Source organism: Pseudoalteromonas sp. 2CM28B, assembly GCF_023161935.1.
On the sequence record NZ_JALNTH010000014.1, the window covers coordinates 53,608 to 73,105 of the forward strand.

Sequence of the window (19,498 nt, forward strand, 5' to 3'; positions counted from 1 at the left end):
GGCTTTTACCTGTCTCATTGCGAGTATATGAGTTAAAATACTTACATAACCAACTAACAAGATAGTGAATGTCAAACCAAGATCCAAATCTCAGTCGAGAACAAGAAAAGTACGAAAACCCAGTCCCTAGTCGTGAGTTTATACTTACTCACCTGCAAGAGCGTTCCAAACCTGCTAGCTACGCACAACTATGTGAAGAACTCGCGGTCAACGATGAAGAACGACAAATAGCATTTAAGCGCCGACTTCGCGCCATGGAGCGTGATGGGCAGCTGTATTTTAATAAATTTAAATGTTATGCCCTGATTGACGAAGCCGGTTTAACCAAAGGCAAAGTAGTCGGTCACAGAGACGGTTTTGGCTTTTTAGAAGTTGAAGGCGAGAGCAAAGATTGGTTTATTGCCAAGCATCAAATGAATATGGTGCTACACGGTGACATCGTTCTTGCCAAAGGCACTAAACGCGGCTCAGGCTCAAAATGCGACGCACGCATTATCAAAGTACTCACTAACGAGCGCGCACCTATTGTAGGGCGTTATTTTGTTGAGCATGGTATTGCCGTTGTTGTGGCTGAAGATCCGCGCATTACCCAAGACATTATTATTCTACCGGGTAACGAAAAAGGCGCGCGCCATAACCAAATGGTGCAAGTGCAAATAACTCAAAATCCAAGTCGCAATATGAATGCGGTAGGTAAAGTTATCGACGTACTGGGCGAGCATTTAGCGCCGGGTATGGAAATTGAAGTTGCGCTGCGTAATCACGATATTCCACACGTATGGCCTGAAGAGGTTGAACAACAAGTTGCCCACTTAGGTGAATTTGTTGAAGAAGCCGATAAACAAGGTCGAGTTGATTTACGCGGCTTACCGCTTGTGACCATAGATGGCGAAGACGCTCGTGATTTTGATGATGCCGTATACTGTGAGCCTAAAAAGTCGGGTGGCTGGCGCTTATGGGTAGCCATTGCCGATGTATCACATTATGTAGGTATGAACACGCCGCTTAACAAAGAAGCGATAGAGCGCGGTAACTCAGTGTATTTCCCTGAGCAAGTTATTCCAATGCTACCAAAAGTATTATCTAACGGTTTGTGTTCGCTAAACCCTGAGGTTGATCGCTTGTGTATGGTGGCAGAAATGACCGTATCGCAAGAGGGTAAGCTCTCAGGTTATAAGTTTTACGAAGCGGTGATGAACTCACATGCACGTTTAACTTACACCAAAGTAAATGCCATTTTACAAAACGATGAAAAGCTACGTAAAGAATACGCAGCTGTAGTGCCGCATTTAACTGATTTGCAGCAAATGTATATGGCATTAAAAGCGGCGCGCCAAGAGCGTGGTGCCATTGAGTTTGAAACACTCGAAACCCGTTTTGTATTTAATGCACAGCGTAAAATAGAATCAATTGTGCCAGTTATTCGTAACGATGCACATAAGCTGATTGAAGAATGTATGATTTTAGCCAATGTTTCTGCGGCTAAATTACTTGAAAAACACGAAGCAAGTGCCCTATTTAGGGTGCATGATGAACCCGATAGCGAAAAGCTGGGTAACTTTACTCAGTTTTTAACTGAGCTGGGGATTGAAAGCACGCTAAGTGATGAACCAACGCCGAAAGAGATCACTCATGTGTTGGCTCGTTTAGGGGATCGTCCTGAAGCTGAGCTTATTCAAACTATGCTACTGCGCTCAATGAAGCAAGCGGTATATCAGCCAGATAACATAGGCCACTTTGGTTTAGCATTATCGGCCTATGCGCATTTTACTTCGCCAATTCGCCGTTACCCCGATTTAGTGGTGCATCGTGCAATTAAAGCAGTATTAAAAGCACAAGGACAGCAAACCTCTGGTGAATACGCTTATAGCGATGATGAAGTCGATCAACTTGGTGAGCAGTGTTCTACTACTGAGCGCCGCGCAGACGATGCCACCCGTGAAGTAGCCGATTGGTTAAAATGTGAATACATGCAAGATCATGTAGGCATGGAGTTTAACGGGGTTATTTCATCGGTTACTAACTTTGGTTTATTTATTCGTTTAGATGACTTACAAATTGATGGATTAATTCATGTTACCAATTTAGGTGATGAATATTTCCAGCATGATGCAGCTAAACATTGCTTGGTGGGTGAGCACACACATACGGTTTATCGTTTAGGCGACAAAGTGACTGTACAAGTTGCCTCGGTAAGCTTAGATGATCGTCGTATAAACTTAACGCTAAAAGGCGATGTTGCCCAAGATCGTTATGCGCGTCGTCGTGCACCTAAAAAAAATGCTCCAGCCAGTGTTCGCTCGCAACTTAAAGCCGGTAAAATCCCGGGTAAAAAGTCAGCAAGTGATAACAAAAAGCCAAAGACGAGTAAAAAGCCTGCTGCAAAAGGTAAATCAGCGAGCAAATCAAAAGTAAAAGCGGATGACACCACCGCTAAGAAAAAAACCAAAAAGAAAGCGGTCAAAAAGCCTAAAAGACCAGGTAAAAATGCCCGTAAACGTAGTAGCCCAGGAGCAAAAAATTCGTGAGTAATGAATTAATTTTTGGCTTTCACTCTGTTGAAGCAATTTTGGCAAAAGAGCCAGAGCGTTTTATAGAAATATACGCCCTTAAAGGACGTGATGATAAGCGCTTATCGCCAGTGATTGAGCAAGCGCGTCAGTTTGGTATTTCAGTACAGTTTATGCAACGAAAAGCGCTTGATAACAAAGCGAAAGATGAACAACATCAAGGCATTATTGCTAACGTGAAAGCGGCACGTGTGTTTAACGAAAAAGATCTTGATGAGATCATTGAACGCGAAGACACCCCGTTTTTACTGGTACTTGATGGCATTACCGATCCGCATAATTTAGGTGCCTGCTTACGTAGCGCCGATGCTGCCGGTGTTCATGCCGTGATAGTTCCTAAAGACAAGTCAGCAAAGCTTAATGGCACGGCACGTAAAGTGGCCTGTGGCGCAGCAGAAACGGTACCGCTTATTCAGGTAACTAACCTTGCACGTACATTACGTGAAATAAAAGACGCAGGTGTATGGGTTGTAGGCACAGCCGGTGAAACCGACACACACGTATTTGATGCCAGCTTAACAGGCCCAATAGCGATTGTGATGGGAGCTGAAGGCGAGGGTATGCGCCGTTTAACCCGTGAGCACTGTGATGTACTCGTTAAAATTCCAATGGCGGGCACGGTTTCAAGTTTAAATGTATCGGTTGCAACCGGTATTTGTTTATTTGAAGTATTACGCCAGCGCGCAGAAACAAATTAAGCCTATTAATTACATAGGCATTATAGGTATTAAAAAGCCGAGATTGATTTAATCAACCTCGGCTTTTTTGTACTTTTAAGTTAGCACTTTATTAAAAACTGTAAGAGTAGCCCATTTGTACTGAACGTGGCTTACCAGGTTGAATACCGCCATTTGCACGGTTAGCAATGTAGGTTTTATCAAATAAGTTATCTACGCTTAGGTATACTTTTTGGTTTTCGTCGATTAAGTACTTAGCAGCTAAATCCCATACAACACGGCTATCAATCGCATTTAAGCCTGAGTTAGTTAAATCAGCATGTGCATCAGATACGTAACGTATTTGGCTATTTACCACAAAGTTATTCACTTCTGCGCCAAACGATAAAGCAACCTGGTTCTCTGGTACGTAAGGCATCGCATCACCTTTTTCTACAGAGCCCCAAATTTCTGAATTAAACGTGTTTTTAAATTCTGAATCTGTGTAGGTGTAAGTTAATTTTACTGGGAACGCAACCGATGCGGTATTAAACGTACGACCTGCGCTAAATTCAAAGCCCGATACTTCTACTTCACCGTAGTTGTATTGGTCGCCAATGTTATCGTCATTACAACCTACTGATGCAGTACAGTTACCATGCATGTTGTCGTAATCAGAGTAAAACGCAATTACTTCACCGTTAAAACCGCCAGCATTAAAACGAGAGCCAAACTCGATGTTGACGCTTTCTTCTTCGTCTTGGTCGGCATTACCCGGCGCTGCAGGGGCGTAACCTTTTTGAATACCAGCAAGTAACGTAACATTGTCGTTAAGTGTGTAAGTAGCACCTAAAGACGGTACTAAAATTTCAGTATCGTTAGAGATATCTTTTGTTAAGCCTAGGCTACGGGTTGGATCTGACTTAGCCCACTCTTCACGGGTAATAGTTATGTCTTCATAACGAAGGCCAGCACTCACTACTAATGCATCCATTGTCCATTCGTCTTGAATAAATAGCGTGCTTGCTTTTGCACTGTCTAAACGGTTGCTGTTAGAGCCTGGAGCGCCTTGTGAGGTAAGAGTCATGCTTAAATCTTGATTAAGCGTGTATTTGTCTTCCCACTGGAAACGATCCATTTCGTCTTCGTGGTAACGTACGCCAACCGTAATGTAGTGATCGCCCGCAGGAATGTGTAATTCAGACTGCACACCTTTGGCTTGGTAGTCACGGTTATTAGCTTTAACACCTATGTTTTCGATGCCTTCAGCGGTTGGGTTTGCTTCAAATTCACTGTATTGCTCAAGTGTGCTTGAGCCAACACTACTTGCTTTGTACCAGTTACGGTGAAAGTCGTTTAGATAAGCGGTTGCTAAAAATTCGTAACCTTCACCAAAGCGGTATGCATAGTTTACTTGGTATGCATTATGGCGAGTGTTCATTTCATCATTTTGTGATGCCGCATAACGACGGTTAGGGTTTTGTTGGTAATCAGCATCGGTTAAACCCATGTAGGTTTCGTCTGATGTTTCTTCAGAGTACTTTACTTTGAACTCAATGTTATGCGCATCGTTTTCACCAAAGGTATGGCCAAACTTTACCAGTACGTCGTTTTTTTCAAAACCAGTGTTGTCATCGCCTACTGGTAATTCTTTAAAACCATCAGCGCCGTAAGAAAACACTTCAATTAAGCCTGCAGTGTTGTTTTTTTCTTTTGCGAAGTAAGCGTGACCTTTGTAGTAACCATCGCTACCAAGGGCTGCATCTAGCATGCCTGTTGAGCTATTTGGCTCAGTTGGCAGGCTGCGAGAAAGTAAATTTAATACACCACCGGTTGTACGCGGCCCGTATTTAACAGAGGCTGCACCTTTTAGTACTTCAATTGACTCCATACGCCCCATAGTAGGGAAGTAGTAAGCCGATGGTGCAGAGTAAGGAGCCGGAGCAACAAGTACACCGTCTTCCATCACAGAAATTTTGTCGTTACGACCAGTACCTGTACCGCGCATACCAATATTAGGGCGCAGGCCGTAGCCATCTTCTTCTTGAACGTATACACCCGGTACAGATGCTAATACGCGAGAAATATCGGTAAATTCGAATTTTTGCAATTCTTCATCAGAGATAAATGTAGCCGATCCTGGAATATCGTTAATTGCTGCTTGTGAGCCAATAACGGTAATTTGTTCAAAGTTGCGTTCAACGCCGCCGGCATCTTTTGCCATTGCTGTAGCACTTAAAGACAGCGCTACGGCTGCAGTTAACGAGGAAACTAAAAATTTATGTGACATTGATTACCCTAAAAATAGTTCAACTACTGAAATTGGCGTAATTTAAACATGTTAACAAATGAGAATCAATATTATTAAGTTTTACTATTATTTACATTTATCGTAAAAACAGGCTGTTTTTATGACATTTTTCACTAGGTGTTTATTCTAATCTTATAAAACTAGGATAATGTATTGGCTGGTGGCGGTTAATTTAACCTGAACGCTGCTTGAGATAGATTTATTATCCAGAGTTCAGGTTATTTAAGAAGTGGGGTAACCTAAGCGCAGCTTAATAAACTCAGCGAGTTTAAACACTGCGTTTTCAGGTTCGCTGGCGGTTTTTACTAAACTAATACCTATGCTACCAAGCGCAGGTAAATGTTTAGTGTGTAAGTGATAGGCTAAATCGTTAGGTACGGTACTTTTTGCGAGCACTGTTATGCCTAAGCCTTCTTTTAATGCGGCAATTAAACCGGTTAAATCGGCATTACTGTAAACAATACGATATTTAATGCCTGCTTTTTCAAGTGCTTGGGTTGCTCTGCGTCGGTAAATACAGCCCTCAGGCGCTGTTACTAAGGTAACGGTTTCATTTTGCGCCAGTGAGAGGTCGCCAACCCACACTAATTGATCTTGAATAAAAATAGGGAACTTTTCTGAGTCAAGCTGCTCATTTAGCGCCAATACTAAATCAAATTGATCTTGGCGCTCATCCGAAAGTAAGTGTTTACTCAAACGTGACTTCACTTCTAACGATACATCAGGGTAGAGCGCCACAAAGTCGCCAATAATAGAAGGTAAAATGCGTGCTGCAAATTCGCTAGGGATCCCTAGGCGCACTTTACCAGTCACACTTTCGGAAGTGAATAACTGTAAAATGGCATCGTTATGTTGCACCATTTGTTTTGCCATAGGCAGTAACAGTTCACCATATTGATTAAGTACTTGGCGTTGCCCCTGCTTTTTAAATAATTTATAGCCGAGTAAGTCTTCTAAGCGTTTTACTTGTAAGCTCACCGCAGGTTGCGAAAGGCCAAGTAAATCGCCTGCTTTGGCAAATCCACCAACCTCAACCACCATAACAAAAGTTCGTAAACTGTCGGTTGAAATATTTTTCATATTTAAAATTACTATTTATATGGCTATATATATAAGTATTATTTATCAATTGATAAGTAATTACAATTTGTTGTTGTAAGCCTTGCGCAATATACTTTTGCTATTAAAGATAGATAGGTATTTGTTATGACTTTTAACCCGATAATGTTTGCCCGCCATAGCAACGCTAACAGCGCGGTTATTAATGCCTTACAAGCTAATAACAGCCACGTTGTTATTGATTTTAGCGGCAGTGAAGCATCGGTATTTTTAAGTGCGATTTTAGGTCATGACCTCACAAAACTAACCGCCAGTGGCTTTGGTTTTAAAGGCACACTGGATGGCGATTTAAATTCTGATTTTAGCTACGCCGTTTACTACTTTAGCGAAACCGCCTTTCGATTTGTACTTCCTGTTAATGCTAGCCTGCAATTACAAGCGCTCATTAACGAGCAACAGCTTAGATACGATATCGACTTTGTGGTACGCACCGACTTAGCAACCTTGACCTTAACCGGTAGTAACGCCTTTGATACCTTAGTTGATGCGTTTAAATTAACACCTGGCTTACGCCTTGCTGACGCGCAGCTTTGTTATGGCGCGCAAAGTGGAGACGTGTTTGTTACTGCAGTAGATCAAAACAACGAACAGCAGTTTATTGTTATTGCTAAAACTGCCACGCTTGATAAGTGGCAACAGTATATGCAGCAACAGGGCTTTAGTGTTACCAACACTCAAGCAGCCTAACGGGTAAAAAGTTAAAGATTACAATTTGGTAGGCTTAATAATGGCTACCATGTTATTCCCCCTCATTTAATTGAGGCCACGCCCACACACATGGGTTAATTTAAAAGTGAAGGAATATTATGACTTCTAAAACAGTATTACATGCAAAGCACCTTGAAGCCGGCGCAAAAATGGTTGATTTTCATGGCTGGGAAATGCCAATTAACTACGGTTCACAAATAGAAGAACATAACGCCGTACGTAACGATGCGGGCATGTTCGACGTATCACACATGACCATTGTTGATATACAAGGTGAGCAAGCACAAGCGTTTTTACGCAAGCTAGTAGCTAACGATGTTGCTAAGTTAACCGTACCAGGTAAAGCGCTTTACACTGGCATGCTTAACGCGCAGGGCGGCGTAATCGACGACTTAATTATTTACTACTTTAGCGAAACATTTTATCGCTTAGTGGTTAACTCAGCGACCCGTGAAAAAGATTTAGCACATTTAGCTAAGGTATCGAGCGATTTTGCTGTAACGGTTACTGAGCGCCCAGAATACGCCATGATTGCGGTTCAAGGCCCTAATGCACGTGCTAAAACAGCCCAGGTATTAAACGCAGACCAGCAAGCTGCAGTAGAAGGCATGAAGCCATTTTTTGGTGTTCAAGCCGGTGATTTATTTATTGCTACAACAGGTTATACTGGCGAAGACGGTTACGAAATTGTAGTACCAAACGAGCAAGCAGCCGATTTATGGCAGCAACTGCTTGATGCCGGTGTAGCGCCTGCGGGCTTAGGCGCGCGAGACACACTACGTTTAGAAGCAGGTATGAACCTTTACGGCCTAGATATGGACGAAAGCGTATCACCACTGGCAGCTAACATGGCATGGACTATTGCATGGGAGCCAGAAGATCGTGACTTTATTGGTCGTGATGTATTGGTAAAACAACGTGCAGAAAAAAGTACTCACAAGCAAGTAGGTCTTATTCTTGAAGAAAAAGGCGTACTACGCAGTGGCTCTAAAGTAATTGTTGATGGTGGCGAAGGTGTTATTACATCTGGCACATTCTCACCAACATTGGGCTATAGTGTTGCATTAGCACGTGTGCCACGTTCAACCGGCGACATAGCTCAAGTAGAAATGCGTAAAAAATTAGTTAACGTAAAAGTAGTTAAACCGGGCTTTGTACGTAACGGTAAATCAATAATCTAAATAATTTGGTTATACCAGTAAATAGGTCACCCTCATTTATTGGTATTCACCCAATCTAAACCAAAGGATGAAACAAAATGAGCAATATCCCTAGCGAGTTAAAATACGCACCTTCACACGAGTGGGTTCGTAATGAAGGTGACGGCACTTACACTGTTGGTATTTCTGAGCACGCCCAAGAGCTGCTTGGCGACATGGTATTTGTTGAATTACCAGAAGTAGGCGACGTAGTCGATGCAGGCGAAGACTGTGCAGTAGCAGAGTCAGTAAAAGCGGCGTCAGACATTTACGCACCAATTAGCGGTGAAGTTGTTGCTATTAACGAAGAGCTAGAAGATGCGCCTGAAACAGTAAACAACGACGCTTACGGCGACGGTTGGTTATTCCGCATTAAAGCATCTGACGAATCTGAAGTTGATAACTTGCTCGACGCAGAAGGCTACGCACACACTATTGACGAAGAGTAATCGTTAATTAGTTAAAAGCCCCTCTATTTAAAACATTGGGGCTTTTATGATTTTACAGCTTATTACCATACTCAGTAAGTTGCCAAATCACCACATATTTTAATCAATACTAGTTACCCATTAGTATTTAGGATCATAGGAATCTGGACACATGTCAAACGCCAAATCTCTTGAACAATTAGAGCAAAAGCAAGATTTTATTCGCCGCCATATTGGGCCAAGCCCAGCGCAAGTAAACGACATGCTTAGCGCTCTTGAAGTATCGAGCGTTGAAGAGCTGATCGGTCAAACTGTACCTGCTGGTATTCGTCTTGAGCAAGGTCTTAATATCGGCGAAAGCCGTACCGAAGTTGAAACACTAAGCTACTTAAAATCAATAGCAAGCAAAAATAAAGTTTTCAAATCGTATATTGGCCAAGGCTACCACCCAACTCACGTACCGCACGTAATTTTACGTAACGTACTTGAAAACCCGGGTTGGTACACAGCGTACACACCGTATCAGCCAGAGATTGCACAAGGGCGTTTAGAGTCACTATTAAATTTCCAGACTATGACCTTAGACATTACCGGCCTAGATTTAGCAAGTGCTTCACTGCTTGACGAATCAACTGCTGCCGCCGAGGCAATGGGCCTTGCAAAACGTGTATCAAAAGCTAAAAAAGCCAATGCGTTCTTTATTGCCGACGACGTACACACGCAAACCATTGACGTAGTGAGCACCCGTGCAGAGCAATTTGGTTTTGAAATTATTGTAGGTAAAGCCGCTGATGCCGTGAACCACGACATTTTTGGTGCGTTATTTCAATACCCGTCAACATCAGGCGAAATTGTTGATATAACAGACCTAATTGCTGGCGTACAAAGCAAAAAAGCGATTGCCTGTGTGGCAGCCGATATCATGAGCTTACTACTATTAAAAGCACCAGGTAAATTAGGCGCAGATGTCGTACTTGGTTCAGCACAGCGTTTTGGTGTGCCAATGGGCTACGGTGGTCCACATGCTGCATTTTTTGCAACACGTGATGCATACAAACGTTCATTACCAGGGCGTATTATTGGTGTATCAAAAGACCGTTTAGGTAACGATGCACTGCGTATGGCAATGCAAACCCGTGAGCAACACATTCGTCGCGACAAAGCAAACTCAAATATTTGTACTGCGCAAGTATTACTAGCGAACATGGCGGCGTTTTACGCGGTATACCATGGCCCTCAAGGCTTAAAAACCATTGCACAACGCATTCATCGTTTTGCTGATATTTTAGCAACTGGCTTAAAAGCAAAAGGCGTCGCACTTAAGCACACTACCTGGTTTGATACATTAACTGTTGTTGATGAAAACAAAGCCGACGTGATTGCGCGTGCTGTAGCTAAAGGTGTTAACTTTGCTGCTAACCATGCGGGTGAGTACTCAATTTCAGTATCAGAAACCACAACACGTGCAGACATTGCCGAGTTATTTGATATTATTTTAGGCGAAGGCCACGGCCTAAGCGTAGATGCAATTGCTGCGGATGTTGAAGCAAATGGCAGTGACTCTATTCCTGCAAGCCTAGTGCGTGATGATGAAATCCTAACGCATCCAAACTTTAACAGCTACCACAGCGAAACAGACATGCTTCGTTATATTAAGCGTCTTGAAAACAAAGATTTAGCGCTTAATCACTCTATGATCTCGTTAGGTTCATGTACTATGAAACTCAACGCGACCGCTGAAATGATCCCAATTACCTGGCCTGAATTTGCAAACCTTCACCCATTCTGCCCGCTAGACCAAGCAGAAGGTTACCAAATAATGATTAACGAGCTACACGATTGGCTAGTTAACATTACCGGTTACGATGCGGTTTCATTGCAACCAAACTCAGGTGCACAAGGTGAATACGCAGGCCTAATCGCCATTCGTAAATACCACGAGTCACGAGGGGATGCGCATCGTAACGTATGTTTAATCCCAAGTTCTGCGCACGGTACTAATCCAGCGTCGGCACAAATGGCCAGCATGAAAATTGTAGTTGTTAACTGTGATAAACACGGCAACATCGACATGGAAGACTTAAAAACCAAAGCTGCTGAGGTGTCCGAAAACCTATCATGTGCCATGGTAACGTACCCATCTACACACGGTGTATACGAAGAAACGATTCGTGAGCTATGTGAAATTGTTCACCAGCACGGTGGCCAAGTTTACATGGATGGCGCAAACATGAACGCGCAAGTAGGTGTTACTAGCCCAGGCTTTATTGGCTCAGATGTATCGCACTTAAACTTACATAAAACCTTCTGTATTCCACACGGTGGCGGTGGCCCAGGTGTTGGTCCAATTGGTGTTAAATCGCACCTTGCGCCATTTATGCCAAACCACAGCGTAATTAACGTACCAGGTACTAATGCTGGTAACGGCGCAGTATCGGCAGCGCCTTATGGCTCTGCCTCTATTTTACCTATTTCATGGGCTTACATTGCCATGATGGGCTCTGAGGGCTTAAAACAAGCGACAGAAATGGCGATTGTAAATGCTAACTACCTAAGTAATGAGCTTAGCAAGCACTTCCCAATTTTATACCGTGGCCGTAACAACCGTGTTGCCCACGAATGTATTATTGACCTACGTCCATTAAAAGAAGCCTCAGGCATTACTGAAATGGACGTTGCTAAGCGCTTACAAGATTACGGTTTCCACTCACCAACGATGTCGTTCCCAGTAGCGGGCACATTAATGATTGAGCCAACTGAGTCTGAGTCTAAGGGCGAGATTGACCGCTTTATCGAAGCTATGGTATCGATTAAAGGTGAAATTGATAAAATCATTTCAGGTGAATGGTCTATCGAAAACAACCCATTGGTATTTGCACCGCACACTCAAGCTGATGTGTTAGGTAATGAATGGGACCGCGCGTATGACCGTTTTTACGCTGCCTTCCCAGTACCAGCAGTTGCTAAAGATAAGTTCTGGCCAACGGTTACGCGTATAGATGACGTATACGGCGACCGTAATTTAGTATGTGCATGTCCTCCGATTGAGACATACCGCGATTAACTTTTGAACTTTAATGGGTAGTAAGTTCCACTGTAGAGTGGGATTTATCAAAATTATAAAAGCCGTTGCAGCAATGCAACGGCTTTTTTGTGTGAGGTGATTAACGTTAATTGTATAAAGATGGGTTAAGTAAAGCGAAGCCTAACAAATCACAAATATGCTTATTTGCTCAAAAGCCAAGGGTATGTGTTATTTATTGTAGGCGCAGAGCTTACTGGCGCGCGGGCGTAAACACGATTAGTGTTTTAGATTTTTGCCACGCGATAGCGTTAGTGCGTTTCGTTCTTATAGAATTTAGAACCTTATTCAAGGTTTTGTCGCGCAGGCGACAGCAGCCAAAGAGGGGGCGATTTTCAAATTGATTCTGCTGTAAGTAATTCATCCCTGAAGCTGGGTTACTGTCGGCATCCATGCCTCCACTTCTTCATATTGCGAAGCTGCGCTTCGGTTATTCGTCACCTCCCAGCGCACCCGAGCATCACGAATAATTAATTGATGTGAACGTAAACGGCAAAGATAGGCCATCCATGGCCTAGTTTCGCCTTATCGCGCATTCATGCGCGATATTACTCATCAGTTGCTTATTTTCAAGGCGTGATGACGGGGGAGGGGGTTAAACGTGAGGTTGGTGTTTGGTTTTGGCTAAATCCAAAGTTTATCAGTTAAAACGTTGGTAAAATTAGTACCTAATACGTCATCAATGCTGTAATTTACCTCTTGGTTTGTCGCTCTAACTACTTTACCGCCCTATGTATTAACATTACAGCTTGTAAGTTTTTACAAGGGTTGTCAGTGATCTGCACTGTCGGTACACAATTTAAAACTCAAGATACACCGAGCAACCGTCATTTTGGCTATGCTCAATCGACAACAAACTTCCCCTCAGTACTTGCTGTGACCTTGATGTCGACAAGAACGCATTTAATATCCGATGCAGCGTTTGGCCCCATTACCCAAAGTGAAATTCAAATTCCGACACCTAAAGGGGAAATAGAGCGAGGCTATGGTGAGCTCAAGCAATATCAACTATCAAATAAACCAGCATTACGGAGCTTGAACCAGGAAGGTATTTATCAAGAGCTCTGGGGTATTCTGACATCATATAATATCGTGAGACTTGAAATGGCAGAGATGGCTAAAGCCCATAAAGTTGAGCCATTACGCATCAGTTTTATTAACGTATTATATCTCATACAAGACGAGTTTTTATGGTGTTCAGGTCGAAAGCCTAGGGACAATCCCTAAAAAGCTAAAAGAACTACGTGAAAACGGTAAACGGCTAATATTACGGGAGAAAAGAAAGCGAAAAGCTTATCCGCGAGCGGTGCTGGCAAAGACACAAAAATATCCGGTTAGATATAAACGAAAAAACACCACTCGTTCTTAAACGAGAGTTGTTATTTTCTAATAACGGCTTTTTTGTTGATGTTTATTTATAACTAAACTATGTATTTACTGCGCTGTATGATATTTGCATCTGGCTATTGTTTGTATTTTTAAGGTTTAGTATGTAGCAAGAAAAGGTAATAAGGCTACGCTTATTATTAAGTGTTGATTTATTAAAATGCTTGAACACTTTATTGTTTTTATGAAGAGTCATTCACAATAAATGACTCATCTAGTGTCGTTGAGGAAAAATAATAACCCTAATTATTACCTGCATTTATCTCTTCGGAGTTTTGCGATTGAAACATCGTAACCTCGTCGACATGCTGGCTGACGCTGTTTTTTTGTAAGGCAATGTATAAGTCTGAATGAATATAAATACCGTCTTTACCTGAGGCGATACCAGCGGTTTTAAACCAAGAAAGTAGCTGGCGTTTTCTTCCCGCTAGCTCTAATCGAATACCTCGTTTTTTAAATATCACATCTAGGTCTGCGAGCATGGCCATAACGCTTAAATCAAGATGAGTGAAGCAGGGCACAGCATCAATAATGACACATTGCGTGTCGTCTTTTTGTCTTGCATATTGCTCTAACAAGCGGCGTTTAAAATAACTGGCATTAAAATAGGTTAAAGGAGAATTAAAACGATATATAAAAACCCCTTGTACTGCTTTGGCTTTATCTGTTTCGTCTAAGCTTCTTACTACGCCTTTTATATCCACACCTAAAATGGTGTCTGATGGGCGCATAACAGTTCGAATAAATTGAAATAACCCTAGTAATACAGCAAGGGTAATTCCTGGTATAACACCAATAAACAGCACAGCAAAAAGTGTGGCTGAGGCTAAGTAAAATGCCTGCTTATCTTTAAATTTTAATTGCCAGACTGCCTTTAAATCAAGCAGGTGAACAGAGGCAATTATTAATACAATCCCGAGTGAAGCACTGGGAATAAACTCAAGCGGCGCCGTTAAAAAAAGAGCGATAACACCAATAATAGCGGCAGCTATAATCGAAACTAATTGGGTTTTTCCGCCAGAGTCGTCGTTTACGGCTGTGCGTGAGTCGGCACCACTAACGGCAAAGCCTTGTGATAATGCTGACGCTAAATTAGCTATGCCCAAGGCTCTAAATTCTTTATCGGCATCGATGTCGTAGCCATTCTTTGCTGCAAAGCTTCGCGCTGTTAGCATCATGCTGACAAAGCTAACTATGGCTAAGTTGAGTGCCGGTACAACAAGTTCTCGAATAATACCCACGTCAAATACTGGGGGGTTAAACACGGGCAAACCACCAGTTACTGTGCCTATGGTTTTTATTTCAAATTGCTCTAAATTAAAAAACCAAACGAATACCGCACCTAGTGCAATGGCAAACATAGAGGCTGGCCATGTAGGTTTTAAGCGCTTTAACACAAAGTAAACGCCGAGGGTAAATAAAGCCATTAATAAGGTGGGAATATGAGTTTGCGATAAATACGTAGGAACGCCACCTAAACGCTCAAGCAAATAGCGCTCATCAAAGGTAAAGCCAAATACTTTAGAAAACTGACCAACAATAATGGTAATAGCCACACCGTTTAGTAACCCCATTAAAATTGGTTTAGATAAAAAGTCGGCTAATACACCTAGCTTAAAGCGGCTGGCAATAAAGCACCAAAAACCGGTCATTGCGGTCATGGTGATCACTAATTGCCAATGTTTAAAGCTATCGCCTGCAGCAAGTGGAGTAACAACTGCAGCAATAACCGCACATGTTGCGGCATCAGGGCCAATAATAAGCTGTTTAGAGGTACCAAAAAGTGCATAAAGCATCATAGGTAATACGCAAGAATACAGGCCAACTGCAGCATTAACGCCTGTAAGTTGCGCATAAGCTATAGCAACAGGTAAAGCAACAGCTGCAACCGATAATGCCGCCCTCACATCATCAGCAAACCATTGACGTTGATAATTAAATAAGCTGTGTAAACCTGGCATAAAGCTATATAGACGCGACAACACTTCAAATTCCCTGCTAATAATTAGGAGTAGATAGTAAGTTCTCTTTAATAATAAGTATAGTAACTAAACGTGTTAGATGCGCTAAATAGGGGGGGATCTAGTGTATTAATAAGAGGAATGTAGTTTAAAAACAAAAAAGCCCAGCAAGTTACTGGGCTTTGTAAGTAAAAATGACTGCTTTAAAAATTAGCTATTCAATTGACCAGTTGATGATTCTATGTGGGCGCGAACAAACCACTGATATTGCTCAAGCTCTGCAAGTTGCGCAATGATCATATCTTCAGATACCGGATCAAGCTCAGCAAGTGATTCTATGGCTTTACGGTGATCACTGTTAACGCCGTTATATACTTTGTCTAACGCGGCTAAGTGTTCAGTTACTAAGCCTTTACCTATGGCGTAATCTTCCCATGTACGACGCTCAACAATCGATTTTGGTGTGCCAACTGGGACGCCGCCTAAAGTGGCAATACGTTCTGCTATGGTGTCAGTCATTTCACGGACGGTTTCTACTTGTGGGTCTAGCATTTCATGTACGCCAATAAAGTTTGGACCTACTACATTCCAATGAATATGTTTTAAAGTTAGCTGTAAATCAATTAGCGCTACCATGCGATTTTCTAGTACAGATATTGCTTTATTTGCTGATTCGTTTTTTACACCGGGAGCGGTAAATTCAGCGACTTTATTTGCATTATTACTGTTACTCATGATTCCTCCTACTATTTCAAAAATAGTGCTCGCTTTACTCTAGTGAGTATTTAAATTGCGATAACGAACACCTCTTGTATTTATCGAAGCAATGGGCATGCCGATTGAGCTTTTAACTTAACCAATTGAAATATATTGATTTAATTTTATTTAATAAAGTTTTAAGGAGTGTTTAGCTTAACGGGTATGAAAAATATGCACTTTTTTGTAAATTCTGCAAAACAGCAATACTTTAAAGTGTTAGCGAATAGCGTGCCCTTTATAGTGGTTATAATGAAGGTATTATCATTGTTGATTAATGTCCTGTTACATATACTCAACCCAAAGATTCATTAAAGGAGAAGTGTATGTTGAGGTTTTTTTCCATCGAGCAAGGAGTGATCAAAGAGTTAGCGCCTTTACCTGATACCCCTGTTGAAGTATCCATAAAGAATGCACATTGGATTGATACTATTAATCCAACACCGCAGGAGCAAAATGCGCTTGCAAAAACGCTCAATATAACCTTTCCAGATTCGGTAGATGTAGAAGAGATTGAAACGTCGTCTAGGTGCTTTATCGATAATGAAGGTTTACATGTGCATGCATTGTTTATGTCACCTAATGAAGGGCGATTTAATACTGTAACGGTAGCTTGTTTGTTGCAAAACAATTGCTTACTTACTATTCGTGATGAGGAATTGGCTGATTTTAGACTACTGCGCTTAAGAGCGCGCAAAGGTCAGGTGGCATGCGATACAGCAAAACAATTATTAATCACTTTATTTGATCAAAAAGTTGAAAACCACGCGGATATGCTCGAAGACATGCATCATCAATTAGAGAAGCTCAGTGCTTATGTACTTGAAGAAGATAACTCAGATTTAGAAGAGGCGGTTGGTCGCATAGCTCGCTTAGAAGATGCTAATGGTAAGGTGCGTTTATGTTTAATGGATACGCGACGCAATATTTCGTTTTTAATACGCCGTATAGGCGCGCAAAATGACGAGCGCGAATCTCTTCGAGAAATTGTACTCGATATAGAAACTTTAATGTCGCACTGTACCTTTTTGTTCGATAAGGTGAACTTTTTGATGGATTCAACACAAGGCTTTATTAATATTGAACAAAATCAAATTATTAAAACCTTTTCTATTGCCTCAGTGGTTTTCTTACCGCCTACAGTAGTGGCTAGTGTGTATGGTATGAATTTTAATATAATGCCTGAGCTACAATGGGAATGGGGTTATCCATTTGCAATTGGCATTATGTTGCTGTCGGGCTTTGCCCCTTATTTATTTTTTAAACATAAAGGGTGGTTATAATACTTTAATATTGCAAGCTGAGCGCTCAAATCATTACCCGGTATATTGATGTGCTTTTAATACTTCAAGGGGAATAATATCTAGCGCTTTTTGGTTTGTTGCTTCAAGTACAACAAGAGGAGCAACATTTGCAGCAATGGCATGATACCAACGAATCGCACATAAGCACCACTTATCGCCAGCTTTTAAGCCCGCAAAATTATACAAAGGATTAGGGCTAATTAAATCGTTACCTTGCGCCTTAGAAAACTGCAAAAATTCGTCGGTCATAATGGCGCATACACTGTGATTGCCAAAGTCTGAATCTGGTACATAGCAAAATCCCTCACGGGTATAGCCACCGTTGCCACAGCAAAGTTGTAAGCGAGTTCCTAGTACATTTAACTGATTAGCCATATGAAAACTTACCTTGTAATAACCATTAAAAGCAGGGTGTTTACCATAACAGGCTGTTAGTGACTTAGCTATCTATGCTGTTAATTTTTATATCTGTTAAGTGAGTAAAAACTGTATTTGGCAAAGCTAAATACAGTTTCATTAAAGAAGAGTATTTACGAGAGCAGTGCTGCAGCTAAACGTACAAAATCAGAAGACGTTAAAATACCTACTAGCTGGCCTTGCTCGCTAACAACGGGCATGCAACCGTGGCGATTATCTACAAAAAACTTAACCACATCTGATAGCGGCTGCTCTGGGGTTACACTTATAAAATCACTCACCATAATATCTTCTACTTTTGTGAGTTTTTCTTTGCGTTGTAATGCATTAGCACCAAATGTTGCCATGATACCCATGACTTTGGCGACCATTATTTTTTGTGTGAGCATACCGACAAATGCGCCGTCTTCGTCAATAACAGGAATATGGCGAACGTTTTTTTCTTTCATTAAATTATGTGCGTCATGCAAAGTGCTTTTTACGTTCACTGAAAATGGGTTCGGTGTCATTAAGTCTTTAACGTTTTGACTCATGTTTATTCCTTTATATTATCTGTAGTGTATCAGCTTATATTAGCGCTATTTTTAAGCTTTGCACCTTATTGAGATCAAGGTTTTTACGGATTTTATAAACTGAGGGAGAAGAGGCAACACTTAATTAAATGCCAAAAAGCATTTAATTAAGTGATAAAACTACAGGTAAATGTTATTCATAACCACGTGGTGTTTTTGTTTTAATAACAGCAATGTATCCATGCCAACTAGCGTAACTAAGTAGTGGCATAATAATAATAAATCCAGCGGCACCTGCAGCAAAGCCAAGCGCTACCAGTACAAATATACAAATTGACCACACTACCATGGCTGCAAAGTTTTCTTTAACTGCGTGGATTGAAGAAACGACTGCGGTCATAATATCAACGCGTCTTTCCATCATAATTTGCGGCGTAAATGCAGAAATTGAAAACACACTGACCAGCAAAATCCCACCGATAATGCTGCCTATAGTTAAAAACGCAGAAAGTTCTTCAAAGGTGGGGTTTACATGGCTTGGGTACAATGCATGTACAATTGCAGCTAGGCGCATCCAAATAATCATAATTACCATAAGTAATACCGCAAAACCCCATTCACCTACAGGGTTACGAAACATTGATTTTAATGAATGGCTTAATGTAGGTTTATGGCCTTTCTCTAGTTCCCAGGCTACATCGTATAAGCCAACGGCGAATACCGGACCGATCAAAGCAAAAGCAACGGTTGCAGGTAAAATAGCTAAGTGGCTGTCGGTAAGTACAATAGAGTAAACAATCGCTACCGGAATAAGCGTGAAGATTAAACCGTAAATTAAACTCAACATGGGCGCGCGCGCCATATCTTTAAACGCTAACGAAAGCCAATGAAAAGCGGCAAATGTATTTACTTTGTTGCACTCTAAACAACGTGCGAATTTAGTGTCTTTGTCTATTGTGTTTGTAGTTGGCATAAAGATGCTCCTTTTTTAGTCACCTTTTAGGTTTAGAACATAGATGTTTTATTTACAACTCATAAACAACTTATACGATTGATTTAGTCGCATTGTTCATTAGTTAGTCATTTTTG

At 41.5% G+C, this 19,498-nt stretch carries 15 protein-coding genes; 8 read left to right on the forward strand and 7 right to left on the reverse strand.

The features are described from left to right. The first annotated feature begins 68 nt into the window (after positions 1–68). The gene (rnr, locus tag MTN96_RS18345; RefSeq protein ID WP_248532455.1) at positions 69–2,528 is read left to right on the forward strand and encodes a ribonuclease R; all 2,460 of its coding nucleotides are present in this window, start codon (positions 69–71) and stop codon (positions 2,526–2,528) included. Next, on the forward strand, positions 2,525–3,268 hold the full coding sequence (gene rlmB, locus MTN96_RS18350; RefSeq protein ID WP_036981367.1) for a 23S rRNA (guanosine(2251)-2'-O)-methyltransferase RlmB: 744 nt from the start codon (positions 2,525–2,527) through the stop codon (positions 3,266–3,268). The genes rnr and rlmB overlap by 4 nt, the downstream gene beginning before the upstream one ends. 91 nt (positions 3,269–3,359) lie before the next feature. Here rlmB and MTN96_RS18355 read toward each other — a convergent pair whose 3' ends face one another. Together MTN96_RS18355 and MTN96_RS18360 are read right to left on the reverse strand one after the other, a co-directional pair. Next, positions 3,360–5,516: a TonB-dependent receptor domain-containing protein gene (locus MTN96_RS18355; RefSeq protein WP_248532456.1), complete on the reverse strand. Its 2,157-nt coding sequence runs from the start codon at positions 5,514–5,516 to the stop codon at positions 3,360–3,362. Between the two features lie 243 nt (positions 5,517–5,759). Continuing rightward, positions 5,760–6,617 (reverse strand): LysR family transcriptional regulator, encoded by an 858-nt coding sequence (locus MTN96_RS18360; RefSeq protein ID WP_248532457.1) that lies wholly within the window; start codon positions 6,615–6,617, stop codon positions 5,760–5,762. Between the two features lie 126 nt (positions 6,618–6,743). Here MTN96_RS18360 and MTN96_RS18365 point away from each other — a divergent pair, with 126 nt between their 5' ends. From MTN96_RS18365 to MTN96_RS18385, 5 genes are all read left to right on the forward strand, one after another. Beyond that, entirely contained in the window at positions 6,744–7,343 is a 600-nt protein-coding gene (locus tag MTN96_RS18365; RefSeq protein ID WP_248532458.1) for a hypothetical protein, read from the forward strand. 119 nt (positions 7,344–7,462) lie between these two features. Next, the gene (gene gcvT / locus MTN96_RS18370; RefSeq protein ID WP_069440119.1) at positions 7,463–8,545 is read left to right on the forward strand and encodes a glycine cleavage system aminomethyltransferase GcvT; all 1,083 of its coding nucleotides are present in this window, start codon (positions 7,463–7,465) and stop codon (positions 8,543–8,545) included. A gap of 77 nt (positions 8,546–8,622) precedes the next feature. Further along, complete coding sequence (gcvH, locus tag MTN96_RS18375) at positions 8,623–9,012, forward strand: glycine cleavage system protein GcvH (protein ID WP_069440120.1); 390 nt, start codon at positions 8,623–8,625, stop codon at positions 9,010–9,012. Between the two features lie 151 nt (positions 9,013–9,163). After that, positions 9,164–12,055 (forward strand): aminomethyl-transferring glycine dehydrogenase, encoded by a 2,892-nt coding sequence (gene gcvP, locus MTN96_RS18380; RefSeq protein WP_069440121.1) that lies wholly within the window; start codon positions 9,164–9,166, stop codon positions 12,053–12,055. 792 nt (positions 12,056–12,847) lie between these two features. Then, positions 12,848–13,300 (forward strand): hypothetical protein, encoded by a 453-nt coding sequence (locus MTN96_RS18385; RefSeq protein ID WP_248532459.1) that lies wholly within the window; start codon positions 12,848–12,850, stop codon positions 13,298–13,300. Between the two features lie 401 nt (positions 13,301–13,701). Here MTN96_RS18385 and MTN96_RS18390 read toward each other — a convergent pair whose 3' ends face one another. Both MTN96_RS18390 and dps read right to left on the reverse strand, forming a co-directional pair. Then, on the reverse strand, positions 13,702–15,444 hold the full coding sequence (locus tag MTN96_RS18390; protein ID WP_069440122.1) for a SulP family inorganic anion transporter: 1,743 nt from the start codon (positions 15,442–15,444) through the stop codon (positions 13,702–13,704). A 186-nt stretch (positions 15,445–15,630) separates the two neighbouring features. Continuing rightward, entirely contained in the window at positions 15,631–16,155 is a 525-nt protein-coding gene (dps, locus tag MTN96_RS18395; RefSeq protein ID WP_036981392.1) for a DNA starvation/stationary phase protection protein Dps, read from the reverse strand. A 347-nt stretch (positions 16,156–16,502) separates the two neighbouring features. On the opposite strand from dps, the gene corA reads away from it, so the two are divergent. Beyond that, positions 16,503–17,459, forward strand: coding sequence for a magnesium/cobalt transporter CorA (gene corA, locus MTN96_RS18400; RefSeq protein ID WP_016900502.1), 957 nt, complete (start codon positions 16,503–16,505; stop codon positions 17,457–17,459). Positions 17,460–17,492: 33 nt separating this feature from the next. Here the strand turns inward: corA and MTN96_RS18405 are convergent, their stop codons facing one another. From MTN96_RS18405 to MTN96_RS18415, 3 genes are all read right to left on the reverse strand, one after another. Beyond that, positions 17,493–17,855 carry a DUF2237 family protein gene (locus MTN96_RS18405; RefSeq protein ID WP_069440123.1) on the reverse strand — a complete coding sequence of 121 codons (363 nt, stop codon included), beginning with the start codon at positions 17,853–17,855 and terminating at the stop codon, positions 17,493–17,495. 155 nt (positions 17,856–18,010) lie between these two features. Beyond that, positions 18,011–18,430, reverse strand: a complete 420-nt coding sequence (locus MTN96_RS18410) for an HPP family protein (protein WP_036981396.1) — start codon at positions 18,428–18,430, stop codon at positions 18,011–18,013. Positions 18,431–18,602: 172 nt separating this feature from the next. Continuing rightward, complete coding sequence (locus MTN96_RS18415) at positions 18,603–19,382, reverse strand: DUF2189 domain-containing protein (protein ID WP_069440124.1); 780 nt, start codon at positions 19,380–19,382, stop codon at positions 18,603–18,605. Between the last annotated feature and the right edge of the window lie 116 nt (positions 19,383–19,498).